Raw genomic sequence first — 18,923 nt, 5'->3', positions numbered from 1 at the left:
CTATCCTATTTTATAGGATAACATATTGGTATATAAACAATAAATTTGGTAAAAAAATAAGATTAATTATTAAATATCTAGCGATCTGTACCCAATACATAGTAGAATTAACGGAAATTTTAATAACTACCATTTAGTTTATTGATGTAAATCAGCTAATATTATTAATCGTACAATGACGTTAACTATTTTATTTAAATTAACTTATTGAAGAATAAACTTAAATAAGAGGCCATAAGTTGGACTATTATGAATAATTTTTTAGATTTTGAAAAACCAATTGCTGAATTAGAAGCTAAAATTGATTCCTTAAAGAATATGAATTCAGAGGAAGTACAACTGGATATCAATCTTGATGAAGAAATAAAACAGCTTAACAAAAAAAATCAGGAATTAACCAAAAAAATCTTTTCTAATTTAACCCCATGGCAGATTGCTCAATTAGCACGTCATCCAAATCGACCTTATACACTGGATTATATTAATGAGATTTTTACCGATTTTGATGAATTGCATGGTGATCGCGCTTTTGCAGATGATAAAGCGATTGTCGGCGGCATTGCCCGTATAGATGAACGCCCGGTTATGGTTATTGGCCATCAAAAAGGTCGTGAAACTAAAGCAAAAATTTATCGAAATTTTGGAATGCCAGCTCCAGAAGGTTATCGTAAAGCTTTAAGATTAATGGAGCTTGCCGAACGCTTCAAACTCCCTATTATCACATTTATCGATACCCCAGGTGCTTATCCAGGAATTGGCGCAGAAGAGCGTGGTCAAGCTGAAGCGATAGCCCGTAATTTACGTGAAATGTCACGTCTAAAAGTACCAACAATTTGTACAGTGATTGGTGAGGGTGGTTCTGGAGGTGCATTAGCATTAGGTGTCGGCGATAAAGTGAATATGTTACAGTATAGTACCTATTCAGTTATTTCGCCTGAAGGCTGTGCGTCTATTTTATGGAAAAGTGCTGACAAAGCATCATTAGCCGCCGAAGCGATGAATATGACATCTGACAAATTATTGAAGTTAAATCTTATTGATGCGATTGTTGAAGAACCGCTCGGTGGTGCTCATCGTGACTATATTGCAATAGCGCAATCATTAAAACAACGATTAATTAGTGATCTTGATGAATTAACTGAAATGGAATTACCAGCTCTACAAGAGAGACGTTTCCAACGTTTAATGAACTATGGTTATGTTAGATAATAATAAATAATAATTAATAAATAAGTGAATAATTATAATGACAAAACTAAAAGGTATAAAACGTATTATTAATGCAGGAAAATATTCGATCCAAGGATTAAAATCCGCATTTATCAATGAAACTGCATTTCGCCAAGAATGTTATCTTCTTATTGTTGCCAATATAATAGTGATGTTAACGGATTTTTCGATTTTTGAACGCATTATATTACTTGGCTCAGTAGGGTTTATTCTGATTGTAGAATTGATTAACAGTGCTATTGAATGTGTCGTTGATCGTATTAGTTTTGAACATCATGAACTGTCAGGTAGAGCTAAAGATTACGGTTCAGCAGCGGTATTGTTATCAATTCTCTTAGCTGCCATTTTATGGATTTATTTGTTTGCTTGTCATTATTTGCCTTAGTTGCTTATTAGGTAAAGAAGGCGATAGGTAAGGCTGTAATGACAAAATGCCATATTTAATACAGTGCCTATGTCAGAATCGAGGGCTGGCTAGTCTAGTCGGCCCTGCGTAACTTAAAACAGGAGGATGATGTTTTTCGTTTAAAATTATTTGATTGCCTAAACATCATTAACCGTATATTGCGTTGTTGCTTGAAAAGTACAACGCCAATTAGGGTAATCGAAAGAGCAACTTGCACACCACTGTTATTTGTTAATCACTATTTTAGCTACTGCTTTTGCAAAACGTTCCATACCTTGTATGATTTCTTCTTCGGTGATCACTAATGAAGGTGTAAATCTAAGTACTGAAGATCCTGCATTTAAAAGCATGACTTTATATTCAGTAGCCATATTCAAAAATTCACTCGCCCGGCCTTGATAAGGTTCTGTAAGTTGTGCGCCAAGTAATAAGCCTTTGCCTCGATATTCACTAAAAATAGCAAATTGTTGATTAATTTTTTCTAATAATTCAATAAATAGTTTACGTTTTATTTGAATACCATTTAAAACCTCAGAAGAATTAATAATATCAAAAGCCGCACAACCAACCGCACATGCTAATGGGTTGCCACCATAGGTTGTGCCGTGTACGCCAGGATACATGACTGAAGCAATTGCTTCAGTAGTGAGCATCGCACTAATGGGAAAACCACCACCGAGTGCTTTGGCTGAGGTTAAAATATCCGGTATTACGCCATATTGCTGATAAGTAAATAAACTACCCGTTCTTCCCATACCACACTGTACTTCATCAAAAATGAGTAAAGCATTAAATTGCTTACATAATTGACGAACGCCGACTAAAAATTCTGGTGTGGCCGATGTCAGTCCTCCTTCACCTTGTACTGGTTCTAAAATAACAGCACAGGTATGGTCATCGATAACAGCTTTAACAGCATCCAAATTATTAAATGGCACATGAACAATGTCAGCCGGCTTTGGACCGAAACCATCGGAATATTTAGCCTGTCCACCAACCGATACGGTAAAAAAGGTTCTTCCATGAAAGGAATGGGTAAAAGATATAATTTTGGTTTTATATGGACTGAAATTTTCAATAGCATAATGACGTGCTAGTTTTAATGCTGCTTCATTAGCCTCCGCGCCAGAATTAGCAAAGAAAACCCGATCAGCGAAAGTATTATCGACCAGTCGTTGAGCTAATTTTAAAGCGGGTTCATTGGTAAATACATTACTAACATGCCAAAGTTTTTCGCTTTGTTCTTGCAAAGCTTTAACAAGATGAGGATGACAATGACCTAATGCATTAACCGCAATACCACCAGCAAAATCAATATATTCCTCACCGTTTTGATCCCAAACACGACTTCCACTCCCTTTTACTGGAATAAACTGAGCTGGAGCATAGACAGGAAGAATAACTTTATCAAAGAGTTCACGTACAACATGATTTTGTTGTTTAGTCATAAGCCTTTCCTAAAATGTTTATTGGTTTTTGTTAATATTTTAAACGAAAATTGGTCACTGTAAATATTTATTCATTAATAATGAATATTAATTCATAATGCGATTGGTTATTGATTTGAATAGTCGTTATCGTTTTATTATCTTTAATATATCGTGTTACCCGTTTCGCTTTCAAAGTAACAACGTAATATAGCGCTACTAAGCCTGATAACTAAATTTTTTTTTACGAAAGTCTTCAGGTCGCATATTATGTGGTGTCGTTTTGGAATTTAAATATATTGAGGGTTATCTAGCTCATTATTCGGGTATTTGAAAGATGTTAAGCATTGCAATTTCATTATTAATGCCTTATACAATCGTCTTTGTTTAAGAAACTCATCTTTTAGCCGTCATCAAAGTATTCCTCTAATTTATTTGAAAATAACATGCTAATGTTTATAAGCTGTATCTAAAAATACAGTTTTTTGATAAAATGTTCCCTGTTATGTTTGTTTGATGTGATTATGCATGTTCATTCACTTACTCAAATGATAAAACAATATTACTAACGCTGTTAAGCTTATCCTTAACTTACTACCAAGCGATTTAATTTATCAACTTAAGGCATTGTACAATGACTATCACACCATTAAATTACGCCAAAACGCAATTCGTGACCAGTGCACCGGATATTCATCATTTGCCGTCTGATACGGGAGTGGAAATTGCTTTTGCTGGACGATCTAATGCTGGAAAATCAAGCGCATTAAATACGTTAACCAATCAAAAAAATCTGGCTAGAACCAGTAAAACACCCGGTCGAACGCAATTAATCAATTTATTTGAAGTTGTACCTAATTGTCGCTTAGTTGATTTACCTGGTTATGGTTTTGCTCAAGTACCAGAAGAGGTGAAACGTAAATGGCAAAAATCACTCGGTGAATATCTGCATAAGCGTGAAAGTTTAAAAGGGTTAGTGATATTAATGGATATTCGTCATCCTTTGAAAGATCTCGATCAACAGATGATAGACTGGGCGGTGCAATCACAATTACCGGTAATGTTGTTACTGACAAAAGCCGATAAACTGGCTTCTGGAGCGCAGAAAAAACAACTAAATATGGTCAAAGAAGCTATATTACCATTTCAAGGCGATATTTCAGTGACGACATTTTCTTCATTGAAACGAACCGGAATTGAAATACTTAAACAAAAATTAGATCAGTGGTTTGCTCAGCTCTAAATGATTTATTTAAATTTTATTTTCAATAGCAAGTTAATTGCTATTGAAAATAAATCACAATTTAAGTCGCGAGATGATAAATGGTGACGAGTTAAAAAATGAGATTTTGGCGATTTAATCCCCCAATGCAGGCTAGCTAAAATCAACGTGCTAGTTATTAAGAAATATAAGAAATTTGTTACTTAAATAATAGTGATTGTTTCGGTATTCATTGGCAAAATGCAATATTTAACATCATAATAATGTCTAAATTGAGGACTGATGGACTGTCGCATACTGTAAAAACTTCAACTTATAAGTATCAAGTTCATTAAAATGGTTTGCAAACACTGTTAATTAACGGTTTCTGTGTAGTTATCATCTTTTAATAGTTGCGCTAAACTTGCTTTAGCATCTTCATCGCCTTGTACGGCTGCTTTTGTAAACCAATAAATCGCACGACCTTTGTTTTGCATAATACCATCACCCTCTAGATATTTAACAGCTAAATTGTACTGAGCATCGACACTTCCTTGTTCTGCTGCTTTAATATACCACTTCACAGCTGTTTCGGCGTTACGTTCTACACCGCCACCAACATCGTACATAACCCCTATATTATATTGGGCTTCAGCATTACCTGCTTCCGCAGCTGCAGTGAACCAATGCGCAGCTTTTTGGTTATCGGATTTAGTACCTATTCCCATTGCGTACATTATTCCTAAGTTATACATAGCATTAACATGACCATGTTCAGCCGCTGCTGTATAGAAGAAAATAGCCGCTATATAGTCTTGCGTAATACCATCCCCTTTTTCTGACATAACGGCTAAATAATATTCAGCTTCACTATTTTTATCTTTCGCAGCTTTACTAAACCAATCAGCTGCTGTCGCTTTGTTCTGTTTTACCTCATCGCCAAAAAAATACATTAAGCCAAGATTGAGATAAGCATCGGATATCCCTTGATCACCCGCTTGAGTAAAATAAGCTATCGCTTGAGTGATATCTTTTTTAACGCCATTACCATTTTTATAAGCTAAACCTAGATTAAAACGTGCCAAGGCAAATCCTTGAGCTGCGGATTTTTTATAATATTCAACCGCTTTTACTGGATCACGTTTAAATCCTAAACCATCTAAATAGAGATTAGCTAAGTTGTTTTGTGCTTTGGCGGATCCTTGATCGGCTGCTTTTTTGTACCAAAAGGCCGCTTTTATATAACTAACATCAACACCTAAACCTTGTTGATAAATATTCCCCAGTGAATATTGTGCATCAATTTCACCGTTTTCGGCCGCGGTACGTAATGCGGGGATTAAAATGGCAGGGTCAGAGATTATCACCTCTGTTTTAGTAGGATTATTTTCAGTAACGTTAAGCTCTTGCGCAGACGCGATATGCATAAATACTAGAATAGACAATAAGGTTACGAATAAGCAGCGCAACTGATTCATTAAAAGTTCCTAATTTATTAAGCTAAATATAATAATTTTTACTAAAAATAATAATCAAGCGAGACAATTATACCCAAATGTTATATTCAATAATAGCGTTCATTTATAAAAATAAAAATGTATGATGTGTGATCAACGTCACTCTTATTTGAGATTTAAAATTGCTTATTTATAAAATTTATACAAATCGCTATAAACTTAAATCAAAAAATAAAAAATGATGAGTCATTATGACTTATTAACTCTTTTTTAGCAGAACAATATAGTTTTTTTAACTGGATTCAACAACAACAAAGCATTACAATATGACACGCTAAAATCGCGGATTTAAAACCGTTTTCATTTTAACAACAATTAAATTAGCTGAGTAATTGATGAGCAAAAAATTACATATCAAAACTTGGGGTTGCCAGATGAATGAATATGATTCATCAAAAATGGCAGATCTCCTTGAATCTACCCATGGGTTAGTCCTAACTGAAAATGCCGAAGAAGCAGATATATTATTACTAAATACCTGTTCTATTCGTGAAAAAGCGCAGGAAAAAGTTTTCCATCAGTTAGGGCGCTGGAAGAATTTAAAAAAACATAATCCAAATTTGATCATTGGTGTTGGGGGATGTGTTGCTTCGCAAGAAGGTGAACATATTCGCAAACGAGCGCCATTTGTTGATATTATTTTTGGACCACAAACATTTCATCGGCTACCCGAGATGATTAATCAAGTTAGTAGTCAGGAAAATGCCCATGTGGTTGATGTGAGTTTTCCAGAAATTGAAAAGTTTGACCGTTTGCCTGAACCTCGTAGCGAAGGTCCTACTGCATTTGTCTCCATTATGGAAGGATGTAATAAGTATTGTACTTATTGTGTGGTTCCATATACTCGTGGTGAAGAAGTGAGTCGCCCTTGCGACGATGTAATTTATGAAATTGCACAATTAGCTGCTCAAGGCGTCAGGGAAGTCAATTTATTAGGACAAAACGTCAATGCTTATCGAGGAGCAACCTTTGATGGCGGAATTTGTACCTTCGCTGAATTATTACGTTTAGTTGCTTCAATAGATGGTATTGATCGAATTCGTTTCACAACGAGTCACCCTATCGAATTTACTGATGATATTATAGATGTTTACCGTGATACTCCTGAATTAGTCAGTTTCTTACATTTACCTGTGCAAAGTGGTTCCGATCGGATATTGAATCTTATGAGGCGAACCCATACCGCTTTAGAATATAAATCGATTATTCGTAAACTGCGAAAAATTCGTCCAGATATTCAAATTAGTTCCGATTTTATCGTTGGTTTTCCTGGTGAAACACAAGAAGATTTTCAGCAGACTATGAAACTGATTGCTGATGTCAATTTTGATTTGAGTTATAGTTTTATCTATTCAGCTCGTCCTGGTACGCCTGCTGCTGATATGGAAGACACCGTAAGCGAAGAAGAGAAAAAACAACGCTTATATATTCTACAAGAAAGAATTAATCAACAAGCTATGCAATTTAGTCGACAAATGTTAGGTACGGTACAACGTGTATTAGTTGAAGGTACATCGAAAAAAGATACGCTAGAGTTTACTGGGCGTACTGAAAATAATCGGATTGTTAATTTTGAAGGTTGTGCCGATATGATAGGTAAATTTGTCGATGTAGAGATTACTGATGTCTACCCAAATTCGTTACGCGGTAAAGTTATTCGTACTGAAGATGAAATGACATTACGCACTAATGAATCACCGAGTGATATTATTGCTCGAACGCAAAAAGAGAATTCATTAGGTGTTGGTATGTATTATCCTTAAAAAATATATATTGTTGAGTTAGCATTAATATCCACAGATGAAGTTGTTAAATGTGGATATTAAATCGTTCTGTTATCTTCCCAAGTCGTTGGGATAAGTAATGCAGTAAAAAGATATATTATAACAATCATAAAATTTGATCGGATTAAATTTCATTCTACTTAACAAAGGTGATCTTTTGAATAACATTCAACGTGAAATAGCTATAGAACCTGCCAATAATCAAAGATTAAACAGTCTATGTGGGCCGCATAATGACAATATCAAACAAATTGAACGTCGTTTAAATGTAGAAATCAATCAACAAAATAATCAATTTACTGTCACGGGAAATGAGATTTGTGTAAACGCAACATGTTCAATCTTACAATCATTATATCAACAAACGCTTTTTTTTAATTATGTTATCGATATAAAGCCCGAAGATGTACATTTAGCCATCATAGAAAGTGGAGCTTTAATCAAAGTTGATCCAGATTCAATGGTTGATGATTTTTACAAAAATAGTAAATTTACCATTAAAACGAAAGCGGGAGTGATAAAGCCACGAACCCCAAATCAAGCTCATTATCTGTCCAATATTCTCAATCATGATATTAGTTTTGGTATTGGTCCAGCTGGGACTGGTAAAACTTATCTGGCGGTTGCTATGGCGGTCGATGCCTTAGAAAAGCAGGAAGTTCGTCGCGTTTTATTAACCAGACCAGCGGTTGAAGCAGGAGAAAAACTGGGTTTTTTGCCAGGTGATTTAAGTAAAAAAGTGGATCCTTATTTACGTCCCCTTTATGATGCTTTATTCGAAATGCTAGGTTTTGAAAAAGTGGAAAAATTAATCGAAAAAAGTGTCATTGAAATTGCTCCACTTGCTTATATGCGAGGTCGGACATTAAATGATGCCTTTATCATCCTGGATGAAGGTCAAAATACGACCATTGAGCAGATGAAAATGTTTTTAACTCGTATTGGTTTTAACTCAAAAGCGGTTATTACCGGCGATGTTACGCAAATAGATTTACCCCGTAATCAGAAATCAGGCCTGAAGCATGCCATTGAAGTTTTAGCTGAAGTCGATGATATTAGTTTGAACTATTTTCATAGTGATGATGTGGTTCGTCATCCTGTTGTAGCGAAAATTGTAAACGCTTACGATAGATGGGATGCCGAGGAGCAAGTTAGGCAAGCGGAAAAACGTCGTCAGCGTGAACTAGATAAACTTAATACTAAGGAGTCGTCTTATACAACAGTATAAAAGGTATCAACGCACTAAATTCCGTGACCATAGTGCCGAAGCCAATTTATTTTTGCGTCGAGCGATAATTGCTTTTTCTGTAATCATCATTTTGGTGATTATTTTGTTAGTAATGTTAGCGCATTTGCAAATCTTTAGTTATGGCTATTACAATACCAAATCGAATAATAACCGAATTGAAATCATCCCCATTCCGCCTAATCGCGGAATGATTTATGATCGTAATGGTATTGCGTTAGCGACAAACAATACTATCTATCAATTGAATATCATTCCGGATAAAATCAGTAATTTAAATGAGCAACTTGAACAGCTTAAACCTATGGTGAATCTGACCGATGAAGATATTGAGAATTTTCAAAAAGAGCGTTTGAATTATAAATCACATCGTGCCGTTCCCTTAAAATATAATTTAACGTCAAAAGAAATCAATCAATTTGTCGTCAATCAACATCTTTATCCCTATATAACCATTACCGGGACTCAACATCGTTATTATCCTTATGGTCAAACATTGACCCATGTTTTAGGCTATGTATCGAAAATAAATAGTGTCGATAAAGCGCGTTTAGAAGAACAAAATAAACTTACTGATTATGTGGGGACTAATAATATCGGTAAGATCGGGATAGAACGTTTCTATGAAGACGTATTACATGGTCAGCCCGGCTATGAAGAGGTGGAGGTTAATAATCGGGGAAGAATTGTTCGGTTGCTTAATCATCATGATCCTAAAGCCGGTGATGATATTTATCTAACCATTGATCTTAATTTACAACTTTATATTCAACAATTATTAGCCGATAAACGTGCGGCCGTCGTGGCCTTAGATCCAAATAATGGTGAAGTGTTAGCATTGGTTTCGAGTCCAAGCTATGATCCAAATTTATTTGTAGATGGTATTACCTCTGACAAATATAAATCATTACTTAATGATCCGAAAAAACCGTTATTTAATCGGGCAATGTTAGGTTCCTATCCACCAGCATCAACCGTTAAACCTTTTTTAACCGTTTCCGCTTTGAGTGAAGGAGTCATCACACCAAAAACCGTAATACATGATCCAGGTTACTGGCAGCTTCCTGGAACAACTAAACGATATCGAGACTGGTTACGTTGGGGACATGGTAAAGTTGATGCCGTTAAATCCATTGAAGAATCGGTGGATACTTTTTACTATCAAGTAGCCTATGATATGGGTATTGACCGCATTAATGATTGGATGAAAAAATTTGGTTACGGTTCACGTAGTGGCATTGATATTTCACAGAATGAAGAAAGTAAAGCGGTTCTACCTAATCGAGAATGGAAAAAGAACCGTTATAAGCAAAATTGGTTACAAGGCGATACCATTCCGGTTGGTATTGGCCAAGGCTATTGGACGGCAACGCCATTACAAATGGCCAAAGCATTAACTATTTTAGTGAATGAAGGTATTGTTTACACACCACACCTGCTACTGCAAAAAAAATCAGATTTGCTGGATGATACACTATCAAAACCGGATAAAACCTTACCTATTGAGGATGCTTCGCTAGCAAATTTAGTCAATAAAAATAGTTGGAAAATTGCTAAGGAAGGAATGTATAAAGTAATGTTTGGCTCAAAAGGTACTGCACGTAAAGTTTATGCCGATGCACAATTTAAAGCAGCGGGTAAATCCGGTACGGCACAAGTGTATGGCTTAAGAAATGATGAAATTTATAATGCCGACCGAATTCCAGAACACCTACGTGATCATGCGTTATTTATTGCTTATGCTCCCTTTGATAAACCAAAGATTGTGTTAGCGATAGTGTTAGAAAATGGTGGTGGTGGTAGCTCCAATGGTGGTGCAGTGGCTAAACGCATTTTGAATTATTATTTATTGGGTGATGAATCAACTGATTTGAACGAATCAGATTCTTTAAGAAGACGAGATGATTAATGATAAACCATAGAAAAAAGTCGATTTGGTCAAAATTACATCTTGACCCATTATTTTTATTATTTATTGTTTTATTACTCGGATATAGTGTATACGTTATATGGAGTGCTAGTGGTCAAGATGTCGCTATGACTCAACGCAAGATAATACAAATTATCTTAGGGTTGATGGTTATGATTACCTTAGCGCAATTCCCCCCACGTTTTTATGAAAAAATTGCCCCTTATCTTTATGTTGGTTGCATTATCGTTTTACTTTTAGTCGATATATTTGGTCATACCAGTAAAGGTGCACAACGGTGGCTGAATTTAGGGTTCATTCGTTTTCAACCATCAGAAATTGCTAAAATTGCTGTCCCTTTAATGGTGGCAAAGTTTATTAAACGCAGTGACTGTCCACCGCCATTATTAACAATTATCCAAACACTGTTAATTATTGCTGTACCAACATTATTAGTTGCGATGCAACCTGATTTAGGAACAGCTATTTTAATTGCGATGTCAGGTCTGTTTATCATTTTTCTTGCTGGAATCAGTTGGAAATTTATATTCTGTGCTTTTTCGGCGGTTGCTGCTTTTATTCCAATCATGTGGTTATATTTAATGCATGATTATCAAAGAGAGCGAGTTTTAACGTTAATTTATCCTGAACGTGATCCACTTGGAAAAGGGTACCATATTTTACAATCGAAAACAGCGATTGGTTCAGGTGGAATATGGGGTAAAGGTTGGCTACAAGGTACGCAATCACAGCTCGAGTTTATTCCGGAGCGACATACCGATTTTATTTTTTCAGTGATTGCCGAAGAACTTGGTTATATTGGTGCAGTAATCCTATTATCACTATTTTTATGCTTAATCATTCGTGGATTAATAATTGCAACCCAAGCACAAAATACCTTTGGGCGTATTTTAGCAGGTGGATTTGTATTGGTCTTTTTTATCTATGTTTTTATTAATATTGGGATGGTTAGTGGTATCTTACCGGTAGTTGGTGTACCATTACCTTTAATTAGTTATGGTGGTTCATCTCTGATCGTCTTAATGGCTAGTTTTGGCATTATTATGTCAATCCACACTCACCGATATATGTTATCAAAGAACATATAATTTATTGAAATTTCAATTATCGTTGGATTTGTATGATGAGAAAACAACAATTTTTTACACATTTTAAATGTACCTTGGCACTTTTAGCATTATCGGCTTATAGCAGCGTACAGGCGGATATTAATTTTCCTATTCCAGATGCACCACAATTGCAAAATGTTGGTGCTTATATTCTAATTGATGCTAAGTCAGGTGAAATTTTAACGCAACACAATGCTGATCAACGTCGTGATCCAGCAAGTTTAACTAAAATGATGACCAGTTATGTCATTGGTGAAGCAATTAAATCAGGCCGAATCAGTAATTCGGATATGGTCTTAATTAGTAAAGATGCTTGGGCTACAGGTAATCCCGTCTTAAAAGGCTCGTCGTTAATGTTCCTTGAAGTGGGTAAACAAGTTTCGGTTGAGGACCTTAACAAAGGTATTATTATTCAATCTGGTAATGATGCTTGTATCGCTATGGCAGAACATGTCGCAGGTAGTCAGGATTCATTTGTTGGATTAATGAATAATTACGTCAAACAATTGGGTTTAGAAAATACTCATTTCCAAACTGTCCATGGTTTAGATGCTCCAGATCAGTATACAACCGCTCATGATATGGCGTTTTTAGGACAGGCATTAATTAATAATTTACCTAATGAATATGCGATTTATAAACAAAAAGAGTTTAAATATAATCTGAATAAACCACAGTTAAATCGTAATGGATTATTATGGGATACAACCTTGAATGTTGATGGCATTAAAACTGGGCATACCAATAATGCCGGTTTTAATCTGGTAGCGTCAGCTGTTGATGGTAATACACGTTTGATTTCAGTTGTTATGGGAGCCAAATCTGATAAAGAGCGTGAATCAAAAAGTAAGCAGTTATTGATTTGGGGATTCCGTTCTTTTGAAACGACAACACCAGTGAAAGCCAATGAATCTAAAGTTACCAAAACTATCTGGTATGGCAAAGAAGATAAGGTTGAGTTAGGTTCAATGGACGATATCTATGTTACTGTACCTAAAGGTCAAGCTGTTAATTTACAGATTAAATATAAAATGGATTCTGACTACATTTCCGCACCGATTGAGCAAGGTGCAAAAGTAGGTACCATGCAATTTTTACTTAATGATCAAGTTGTGGCAGAAAAACCATTAGTCACATTAGAAAAGGTCGAAGAAACAGGACTCTTTGGTATGGCTGTTGATTATGTGGCACTTAAATTTAGACAGTGGTTTAGCTATTTTTTTGATTAATTTTACATCCTAAAGGTGAAAGTTAACTATAATGGGTTAAAAACAGTTGATAAATAAAAATATAGCACCATATTTATCATAAGCTTAATTACAACGAAAGAGATTATTATGCAACCAACCAAACTCAATGAATTACTTGAATTTCCTTGTTCTTTTACTTATAAAGTGATGGGGGAAGCTAAACCAGAGCTGGTTGATAAGGTGATTTCAGTCATTCAACGCCATGCGCCAGGCGATTATACACCATCGATAAAACCAAGTAGTAAAGGCAATTATCATTCGGTGTCTATTACGATTAATGCAACACATATTCAGCAGATCGAAAGTCTCTATAAAGAACTTGGTGAGATTGATATTGTCAGAATGGTGTTATAACAATTTTGTTTTGATATACGCTTAAGTTAACTCAATTAAAAGCCACTTGCTCATCAAGCTAGTGGCTTTTTCTTATATTTACCAGCGATAATCCAGTAATTTTTTAGTTTTCCACTTATTAGTGATGCTGATAATGGTATTACTCACTATCATATCGAAAATATGAGAATAAACTTTGCTAAACAAATCGGATTGAAGTTAAAAAACGCTCCACCGACTAAGCGATGGAGCGTTTATAAACTAACTACTGAACAATTTCACTACGGCTAGTTCGTTTACCATCTAGAGAACGGCTACGTACTAGTATATTTGTCTGTTTTTTGGTAATTGCAGTTTCTTCTTTATAGGTTAACCAAGTTTTACCATTATTTAATGAATATTCTATGGTTAATCCAGGAAGCGCGATATTAGCCATTAATTTTCCGGCGACAATTTTAGCACCAGGTAGTGGTAAACGGTAATCAATGCCCGCTAAATCAAGTTTCGCTAATTCACGTTGACCAACAATATTGGCAAAACGCGTCCAATCGCTTAATAGCTTTGTTTGATCAACATAATGTGTTTCACCTTGTTTAAATTCACGGTTTTTAACATAAGGTATTTCCCACTCTGATTGATGCCATGCCCGTTCTGCAACAGCCAACAATCTAGGATACATCATGTATTCCATTTGATTATCAGTACGGACAATTTCATTCCATAATTGAGCGGATAAACCATAACTACCTGACCAATTCATTGTTCCTTTGGCACTAAAGACATTGCCATCTCGATCGGTTGACGTTTCAGCATTTTGTGGTAAGTTATTTGGGGCAAAGCTAAAAATTTTCCGTTCATCATTAAAACGCGTTCCCCAATAGTAACCACTTTCTTTTGGATTGACTTCGTAAGGAAAATCAAAGTAAACGTAATCAGGGTTTGAAATCACCATTTGATAACCTTTATTTGTCCATTCACTTGCCGAATCATATCCACCCCAATATAGTGCATCCCAGAAGTTAACCGTCACTTTATCGACAGCGAAGGATTTAGCATTTTCGGCATGTTTTACACCATCTTGCCATGCTTGCATGTGATTAATGCCATGATTTTTAATGATTTTACTTACTTCTATTGCAAAATAACTTGGTAAATATTCAATATCTTTCACCGTACCTTGCTTAACTAAGGTTTGACAAGCTTGTGATTTTGCCCATGGATGATCTTCTTTACTTTGATCAATGGTTCCCTTCCAAGTGACTTTATCGGCGGCATTAATATCTTGGTAACCATTACCTAAATGAATATTTTTAGCTTCATCACCACCAAAATGCCAAACAGAAATCGGTTGTCCTGCTTCTTGATGCATTTGCGCTATTTCGGTAATAATCTTATCGACAAAGCGTTTTGAAGAGTCTAAACATGGGTTAAGATAACTTTTACGATCATAAAATTGCACCGTTGTAGTATTTGAAGTATCGGTTGGATCAACTAAGCGGAATTCATTCGCTTGTTGTTCCTTACCTTCTGCCATTAAACGGTTATAACGAGCTTCCATCGCAACGATCGCCGCTCTGGCATGTGCTGGCATATCAATTTCAGGGATAACTTCAATGAATCGTGCTTTTGCATATTTGACTATCTCGATATAATCATCACGACTAAAATAGCCACTTCCCAAATTATCATTGTTCGGTCCTGAACCAAGTTGTGGTAATAAACAGCTTTGTTCGGTGAGATCATGGCATCGTTGACTACCTACTTCTGTTAATTCTGGTAAACCAGGTATTTCAATTCGCCAACCTTCATCATCGCTTAAATGGAAATGGAATTTATTAAGTTTATAAGCCGCCATTTGATCTAAAAGCCGTAAGACAGCCTGTTTACTTTTAAAGTTTCGTCCAGTATCAAGCATAATACCTCGATATTGAAAACGCGGTGCATCTTCGACGCTAACTTCAGGTATAACGGGTTTTTGTTTGGCTGGTATTAATGATAAGACTGATTCAACACCATAAAAAATCCCACTTTCATCATAAGCGATAATAGTAGCCTTTTTAGGTGTGATATTGAGTTGATAGGCACCGGGTACAGTGTTATTGGCTTTATTGGTATTAATGTTAGCTTCAATCTTATAACCTTTATTTGTTAAAGGAATACCTAATTTTTTAAATTGTTCTTTTAACACTGATTGACTTGCGGTGTTAAGATTGTTTAATTGTAAGTCAACACCGTTGTTATCCAATGTAATATTCGCATTTGCCAACGTAAATTTAGTTGGAGTAGGTATAATCTGACCTCGTAATGCGCTAGCATCCAATTTTTTAACATCAGCATTCCGTTCAAAACGGCTCTGTGGTGTCATCAAAATATTATGATCATCAGGTGTTCGTCGCCATTGCTCACCAATTGGCGAAACAATATTGGCTAATGTTTCGGTGTCAGTATTCTTTATAATCTTTGGTTTAGCATTCGTTGATGTAACATACCAACGTGGTAGCACATCTGTTTCACTTAATTGCCAATATTCACCAATGATTGGAATTGTGATCGTGCCATTTGCTGGAAAAGCTCTGAATTTATCAGTAGGTTCGATTTTATGCAAATCACCTGTAAGATGGGTTATTTTAAATTGTTCATTCTCGACGGCTAAAATCATACGAATACTACTGAAATAGATCGCCCAATCTTTATCCTGAATTGCTGGTCCTTTATTAGTTAAAGAAATCGTTGCTTTGTTACATGCTCCCCAATCACCACCTAAGTTTGAACAATCAACGCCATGGTTAGCTGCATGATTATCCACCACTTTATAATTTACCTTTAATTGTTGACTAAGGGTATCAACAATGGTTTGCGACGCAAATGCTGATGATCCCAAAGTCGTTAATAATGCGGTAATAGATGCATTTAATAAGGTCGTTTTAAAGCTTTTCATAATACGGTTTTCCTATTTTTGATTCGGGCTAAAAATGGTGAAAGGTAAAGTCACAATAAATTTTATATCATGTTCATCTTGAAAAATATTGTCGTAACCATTACTCCAGCTTGGGTTATTTGAGTGGTTATTATAGCGAGTATAATGGAGTTGGAAGGAACTATCTTTCGCCCAACTTTCTTGTACAGTGTAAGATAAATCAATGTTCCAAGCTGATTCGATCAATCTTTGCGATTTGAAATTACGCTGACCACTTTGGTTTTTTGAAGAATTAGGTTTTGCGTCCCAACCATAGGCATAGGAAGTCGCGGTACGCCAACCAGCCAAGTAATTAGATAAATGACCTAAATCATAACTGATTTCAGCAAACAATGCTTTTTCGCCATCGGCATTGAAGTCTGAACGTGAATTCCACCATACGTCAAGACGACCGTTAGATGATGCATAACTTGGTGTCATACGTTGTAAAAAGAAGCCTTGATTACCTTCGGCTTTAACAATAACCCCTTCAGCTCGTAAACCTACTGGCCCTATTTGATATTGTAAACTTGCTGATTGTAGCCAAGCTAATCCATCATATACATCTAAGCCACGGTGATGTTGATCTTTAGCGCCATAAAATTGATAGCTCATGGATAATGGGTTATCTAATACATCCATTTTATAGGAAGCTTTAGCAAAATATTGGTTCATGTAATTATGAGCCTGACCAAAAGCCCCTTCAAGTACGAGATTATTTTTAAAATCATACTTTAAACCAGCGGAATGCAGATAACTGATTTCAGTTTTATTATCCCATTGGCGAAAATTGTAAACACGTTTATACCATGGCGCTTTATATTTGTCTGCCCACATATAAGACATGGATAATACACCATTGTCTTGAAAATCAAACACTGTACCGGCTTCAAAACCACGGTAAGTACCTGGTAATAAACTCCAATGTGGCGCGAGCAAAGTTTGTCCGGATGGTTGAATATAACCGGCCTTAAGCCAAAATTTATCATCCAGTTTTAAATTGACTAATGCTTTATAAACACTGGCGCCACTGACATCTTTTTTCCAATTTTCATCCCAGCGAGTTCTTTTACCACTGAAGCCAATTTCATTTGGATGACCGTTACCGCCATTACTCACCTCCCAGGCGCCGTAACCACCTACTTCAAATGCTAGTATATCAGCAATAAAACCAGATTTTACATCTAGATTAGCGTTAAAAGTGGATTGGCGAATATTCTTTTTATAACCGTGATACTGCCTATTGCCATTTAGATCCTGTGAGATATCTTTTCTTTCACGGTCTCGATTCCAGAAGAAAATATTTCCGGTAACGGATCCATCTTCTAAGAAATGGTTAGCGTACACAGGCACAGTATCAAACAGTAACAACGAACTTACTATAAAAGCAGTGGAACGTTTTAAAAAAGGGTATTTCTTTAGTGATTTTGATACTAATTGGTTATCATTATTCATTTTCATTGCTTCCTAAAAGGCAGAGATAAGTAAAATGCTGTCTTAAAAAATCAGCTATAAATGAAAATATAATAAATTCAAATGTTATTGGAATATGAACTTATATATTTCGATAGTTTTATAATGAACTAACATATTTCACGTCACAAATTAATTAATTTGATTTTGTGATTTTAGTCACTGAAACGAGCAATAAAAAAGCAAAATAGTGATGAAGATCTCAATCTTATTTTATTGACGAAAATAAATCATTCAATTTTTTTGATGGGAAATAAGATAAAAGTGTGAGCTAATAACAATAAAAAAGAGATGGCACGTTAAAACGTGCCCAAAAATGAGGTATATTAATTAGAAAATTATTGCGCTGCTGCGTATAATTCTGCAACTTTATCCCAGTTAACGACATGCCAAAATGCGCCGATATAATCAACTCGTCGATTTTGATATTTTAAATAATATGCATGTTCCCACACATCTAAGGTTAGAATCGGCGTACCATAGGTACCTGATAATTTTTCACCCATGATTGGGTTATCTTGATTAGCAGTAGATACCACTGCTAATTCACCATTTTGTACCACCAACCATGCCCAACCGGAGCCAAAACGGGTTGCGGCAGCAGTTGCAAATTTTTCTTTAAAAGCATCAACCGAACCGAAACTTCTTTCAATGGCGACTTTTAAATCACCTTTTAATTCAGTTCCAACTTTAAGTAGTTCCCAAAATAAAGTGTGATTAACATGTCCTCCAATGTTATTACGCACGGCAGTTAATTTGTCAGCGGGAACATTATCTAAGTTTTTTAATAATGCTTCAGGAGCCAATTTTTGTAAATCTGCTGATAATGTGGCTAATACCGTATTAGCATTGGTAACATAAGTTTGGTGATGTTTATCGTGATGCAAATGCATTGTTTCGGCATCAATATAAGGTTCTAATGCATCGTAGGCATAAGGTAAGGGAGGAAGAGTATAGGCCATAGTTATTGCTCCTTTGTAATCATTATAGGAAATAGCATATTTAATCTATGTTATTTTTGGTTTATAAAGGATAAGTATACCGACTTTCGTGGTTACCTC

Annotated in this window: 14 protein-coding genes; 9 read left to right on the top strand and 5 right to left on the bottom strand. The window is 35.6% G+C overall.

What is annotated here, in order from left to right; translation table 11 throughout:
• The first annotated feature begins 249 nt into the window (after positions 1–249).
• Complete coding sequence (gene accA, locus JMI89_RS02860) at positions 250–1,209, top strand: acetyl-CoA carboxylase carboxyl transferase subunit alpha (protein WP_220679287.1); 960 nt, start codon at positions 250–252, stop codon at positions 1,207–1,209.
• Positions 1,210–1,246: 37 nt separating this feature from the next.
• On the top strand, positions 1,247–1,615 hold the full coding sequence (locus JMI89_RS02855; RefSeq protein WP_220679286.1) for a diacylglycerol kinase: 369 nt from the start codon (positions 1,247–1,249) through the stop codon (positions 1,613–1,615).
• Positions 1,616–1,860: 245 nt separating this feature from the next.
• Here the strand turns inward: JMI89_RS02855 and JMI89_RS02850 are convergent, their stop codons facing one another.
• Positions 1,861–3,084, bottom strand: coding sequence for an aspartate aminotransferase family protein (locus JMI89_RS02850; RefSeq protein WP_220679285.1), 1,224 nt, complete (start codon positions 3,082–3,084; stop codon positions 1,861–1,863).
• Between the two features lie 619 nt (positions 3,085–3,703).
• Between JMI89_RS02850 and yihA the strand changes: the two genes are divergently transcribed.
• Complete coding sequence (gene yihA, locus JMI89_RS02845) at positions 3,704–4,306, top strand: ribosome biogenesis GTP-binding protein YihA/YsxC (protein ID WP_187756429.1); 603 nt, start codon at positions 3,704–3,706, stop codon at positions 4,304–4,306.
• Positions 4,307–4,638: 332 nt separating this feature from the next.
• On the opposite strand, the gene JMI89_RS02840 is transcribed toward yihA, so the two are convergent.
• Positions 4,639–5,742 (bottom strand): SEL1-like repeat protein, encoded by a 1,104-nt coding sequence (locus JMI89_RS02840; protein WP_187756341.1) that lies wholly within the window; start codon positions 5,740–5,742, stop codon positions 4,639–4,641.
• 374 nt (positions 5,743–6,116) lie between these two features.
• Here JMI89_RS02840 and miaB point away from each other — a divergent pair, with 374 nt between their 5' ends.
• From miaB to ybeD, 6 genes are all read left to right on the top strand, one after another.
• The gene (miaB, locus tag JMI89_RS02835; protein WP_187756342.1) at positions 6,117–7,544 is read left to right on the top strand and encodes a tRNA (N6-isopentenyl adenosine(37)-C2)-methylthiotransferase MiaB; all 1,428 of its coding nucleotides are present in this window, start codon (positions 6,117–6,119) and stop codon (positions 7,542–7,544) included.
• 178 nt (positions 7,545–7,722) lie between these two features.
• On the top strand, positions 7,723–8,793 hold the full coding sequence (locus JMI89_RS02830; protein WP_220679284.1) for a PhoH family protein: 1,071 nt from the start codon (positions 7,723–7,725) through the stop codon (positions 8,791–8,793).
• 52 nt (positions 8,794–8,845) lie between these two features.
• Complete coding sequence (gene mrdA / locus JMI89_RS02825) at positions 8,846–10,720, top strand: penicillin-binding protein 2 (RefSeq protein ID WP_220679283.1); 1,875 nt, start codon at positions 8,846–8,848, stop codon at positions 10,718–10,720.
• A complete protein-coding gene (gene mrdB, locus JMI89_RS02820; protein ID WP_187756344.1) occupies positions 10,720–11,829 on the top strand; it encodes a peptidoglycan glycosyltransferase MrdB in 1,110 nt (369 codons plus the stop codon). The genes mrdA and mrdB overlap by 1 nt, the downstream gene beginning before the upstream one ends.
• Positions 11,830–11,864: 35 nt before the next feature.
• Positions 11,865–13,079 carry a serine hydrolase gene (locus tag JMI89_RS02815; protein WP_370633704.1) on the top strand — a complete coding sequence of 405 codons (1,215 nt, stop codon included), beginning with the start codon at positions 11,865–11,867 and terminating at the stop codon, positions 13,077–13,079.
• A gap of 108 nt (positions 13,080–13,187) precedes the next feature.
• On the top strand, positions 13,188–13,454 hold the full coding sequence (ybeD, locus tag JMI89_RS02810) for a DUF493 family protein YbeD (protein ID WP_220679281.1): 267 nt from the start codon (positions 13,188–13,190) through the stop codon (positions 13,452–13,454).
• 244 nt (positions 13,455–13,698) lie between these two features.
• On the opposite strand, the gene JMI89_RS02805 is transcribed toward ybeD, so the two are convergent.
• The 3 genes from JMI89_RS02805 to JMI89_RS02795 all read right to left on the bottom strand — a co-directional run bounded on the left by JMI89_RS02805 (position 13,699) and on the right by JMI89_RS02795 (position 18,824).
• Positions 13,699–16,371 (bottom strand): beta-N-acetylhexosaminidase, encoded by a 2,673-nt coding sequence (locus JMI89_RS02805; protein WP_220679280.1) that lies wholly within the window; start codon positions 16,369–16,371, stop codon positions 13,699–13,701.
• 12 nt (positions 16,372–16,383) lie between these two features.
• Positions 16,384–17,844 (bottom strand): OprD family outer membrane porin, encoded by a 1,461-nt coding sequence (locus tag JMI89_RS02800; protein ID WP_187756347.1) that lies wholly within the window; start codon positions 17,842–17,844, stop codon positions 16,384–16,386.
• A 356-nt stretch (positions 17,845–18,200) separates the two neighbouring features.
• Complete coding sequence (locus JMI89_RS02795) at positions 18,201–18,824, bottom strand: Fe-Mn family superoxide dismutase (protein ID WP_187756348.1); 624 nt, start codon at positions 18,822–18,824, stop codon at positions 18,201–18,203.
• Positions 18,825–18,923: the final 99 nt, after the last annotated feature.

The organism is Frischella sp. Ac48, assembly GCF_019641635.1.
GTDB lineage: Bacteria > Pseudomonadota > Gammaproteobacteria > Enterobacterales > Orbaceae > Frischella > Frischella japonica.
Note: the sequence above shows the minus strand (reverse complement) of the source record. Positions and strands in the feature narration are given on the sequence as shown.